This is a genomic window from Intestinibacter sp. (assembly GCF_051866655.1).
Taxonomy (GTDB): domain Bacteria; phylum Bacillota; class Clostridia; order Peptostreptococcales; family Peptostreptococcaceae; genus Intestinibacter.
Map to the genome: position 1 here is coordinate 1 of NZ_JBJDXL010000320.1, position 3576 is coordinate 3576.

At 29.8% G+C, this 3576-nt stretch carries 2 protein-coding genes; both read right to left on the minus strand.

All coding sequences use genetic code 11. The annotated features are described in order from the left end of the window. Positions 1 to 252 (minus strand): hypothetical protein (locus ACI3VO_RS09475; protein ID WP_439757683.1); only part of this gene is annotated, 252 nt, incomplete at its 3' end. Between the two features lie 31 nt (positions 253 to 283). Continuing rightward, positions 284 to 2185, minus strand: a complete 1902-nt coding sequence (locus tag ACI3VO_RS09480; protein WP_439757684.1) for a hypothetical protein — start codon at positions 2183 to 2185, stop codon at positions 284 to 286. Between the last annotated feature and the right edge of the window lie 1391 nt (positions 2186 to 3576).

Sequence of the window (3576 nt, forward strand, 5' to 3'; positions counted from 1 at the left end):
AGGACATTCAGCATTAGGCAGTCTAGTTTTAGATAATAATCTACAACCACATCCATTCTTATATCCTTCTTTTTTATTTACACTAATATCTCCTGTATTTACATTAAGCCATAATCTATTATTACATATACCTCCGAACTTGTTTAAGAACAAAGGACATATGTAACATATCTTCATTCTACTATCACTTAGTTCTTTGTTAAGATTAAATAGTTCTTTTATGTGCCCATTAGTAATATCTAGTATATTCATCTTAATATTCTATTCTTTGTCGTTTAGCTCTCTATCTCTCTAATATTATTTGCTTTTTATAATCATATAGCATCCTTTCAACTTCCTTCTTTAAATAATCACAGTGGTATAAAGTATTGTTTCCATTATGGTCATAATGATTAAGTATCAGGTCCTTGATTACAAAGTTAGGATTTATTTTTTGAAGCATCCAGGCGTAAGTAGAGAGCTGCATAGTATAATGATAGAAATTAACGTCTGGCAAATTATTTAAAGGATACCTCATATTGACAGTCCCTTTAGTAGCTGCATTATAAGCCCCCTTAGTCTTAATTTCCTTGTTCGTATTGTGAGTTACTACAAGAGAATGTGTACATAAATATGTATGAGATGGACTATCAACAGCAATACATTGTGTTGGGACTGTTTCTACATATTCCACAGATTCTATATTTCTAAAAGAATTATTATCTTTTAATACAATATTATTAATTTCGGAATTTCTAGTTAAAAATGGATTAAACCTATCAGTAGTAAAATTAATATTCCATCCTGGAAATTCTTTTCCATTACATTTATGAATTTCCCTAAATACAGAAACTTTACATCCTAGAGAAGAAATTAATTGTTTCATTCCCTCCATCTGCCAATCAAATGAGGTAGTCATTACAAATCTTTTTCTTTTTGGATGAAAATATCCATCAGTATCCATCAATCCTCTTAATAAATCTAATCTATCCTCATATGAAGCCAATAGATACATTTCCGGAATATGTTTATTATTCAGCACATTTATGTAATTTAATATTTTCCGTATTCCGTAAACAGTTCTCATATCAACTCCTTTTCTTTCTGGATCATGATTAAGATTTTCTCCAATTTCATATCCTCTGGATCTTAACTCTTCCCAAATAGGAGAATTTGTTGCTTGAGTTATTATTCCACAATTTTTACTTCCATCGCCTAACCACACACCAAGTAGATATGGATCTAAAGGAAGTTTTGAACTGGCAATGTTTAAAGGTTTAGCATTTAGTATTTTTGGAATATTTTGAGTTGTACGTTTCTCTATAGAATCAAGGTAGGTTTTTAATTCTAATGTAGTCATAACCTTATGTTTGAATCCGTCTGGGTTTTTCTTTGTTGGTTTATGAAGTTTAAAAGAAACTAACCATCTATGATCTATATCTGCAACAATACTTTCAGAATTGTCAAAATTAATTTTACAGCATGGGTTGTGATGTATGGCTGATTTAACAGTTACATTACATAAATTTCCATCTTTATCAAATACTTTATCTCCTACTTTTAAACTGCCCATAGTAGACCATCCAGTAGAAGTTAATATAGGAGTGTCTAAGGGTAATCCCTTGTGGTCTATGATATAAATATCATTACCTTGTTTAACAATTAAGTCAACTTGCCCTGCTAATCGTAATATTCCATCGTCAGAAACTCTATATATGAGATATTCTGGATAAACTCCATATTCCATATCTAGCTCGGTGTAATCTTTTTTACATTCAAATTTACCTCCTATTCCAAATTTCTGAAGATTAATATCTTTATTCTTTTTGTAGAAGGAATTTTCAATGTCTGCATGAATTTTAGTTCCTCGCTCACAAGCCTCTCTATTATTCTTATCCCACTCGTCTAAAATGCTTTGCTTGGTCTTATTAAATTGCAATTCGGAAATATTATACATTTCTAATAATTCCTTTTTAATTTTCTTATTATTTAATATTGACTTTTTCTCTATTTTCCAGTTGTCTTTTGGTATTAAGAGTTCCAGAGCCTTATAGCTAGACCAAAATTCCTTGTCAAAAGGTTGTCCATATCTCTCTATTAGAGTTGTTACTGATATATATCTATTATCTTGATTATCAGCATCAAAATAACAATGCGCTGCATCATTGAAGCATACATTACCATTACGTTTGTCAATTTCCATCATATATACTATTTTTACATTATTTCTTATATATCACTTCATCAAATTATTTTTGTACATCTAGTACTTATAGGTATAATCTATTCCGAGTAAAGCTCCGACAAATGTACAAGTTTCACCAAAAGCTACTAGTACTGAACTATCTATAATTCCAAGTGGGGGAACAATAAACCCGGCTATTAATAATCCACATCCAACTATTGTTAATAAAACAGCAATGAGGAGTCGAACATTCAACTTCTATTTTATAATCATTTCTTTGAAAATTATTAATATTTGGCTAGATAGGAATATATTAATCTAAAATTGTTATTTATATATTTAGATATTAACATTTCTATATCATTTTACTTCAATTATACAAATATAATTATTAAATTTGAACATCCAAACGAAATATAAATTAATAATAATAAACTATATGAGAAAGTATAATTAGTCAGAAATTGAGAAGTTCACAAAGATAATTAATGATAATAAATCTGTTATAGACAAATTATCTAGAGTTGAACGAGTTGATGCTATAGAGGCATTTAAAAAGGGAAATAAAATCCATATAAAGAAAGAAAACCGAGGAAAATTTACAGATTATTGTGGAGGCAAAGTTACCTCAGAGTGTATATAGAGAGGAAAGAATAGCTCAGATCCTAAAATTAGGAAGAGAGCTACCTTTGCAGCCAATGCACGTAAGTGGAAGCATTAGAGTGGGGGAATTTTAGAAGATAGAAGTACAGAAAAATAGAGATATGATGAATGGAATTAGCTTCCTGCGATAGATAAGTTAAAAAGAAATTTCACTATTGCTAAATAGTTTATTTCAGAATCTCCAAAAGCTGAGAATGTATATAATGCTATTCAGGCTTTATTTGGCAATTATAACCCATAGAATCCCTATCTAATAACTGGAGTAGCCCCATCAGTAGGTAGAAAATAGTCAGTATCTAATGTAAATGATAAAGGTTTATAGATTACTAGGAAATTTAACACTGCTGTAAAGAATGGAATGACTTATGAAGATGGCGACATTAGACATTTAAATAGAGGTCCAAGAAGTCATGACGCACAAGCAAGGGAAAGAGCAAGAATATTCTTAGTAAAGTACCGCTCAGGCACTCCAGAATTCAAGTAGTTTGATAAACTTACTAAAACTTTAGCTAAAAGAAAGGATAGCGGAGCTACTAATTCTGTTCTCAATAATATTAAAAAATAGATGAATGGCATATTAGATGATTTAATTGATAAGGGATATGTATAGTAATTTATTTTCTACATATGAATCTACTGATTCTCCTCCTATTATAACTGAAGGATATAAAGATACTAAAAGTTTCTTTGATAGTCTTACAAAACCTGATAAATAGAAAATTAAATAGGAATAGAATACGTTGTTTTTG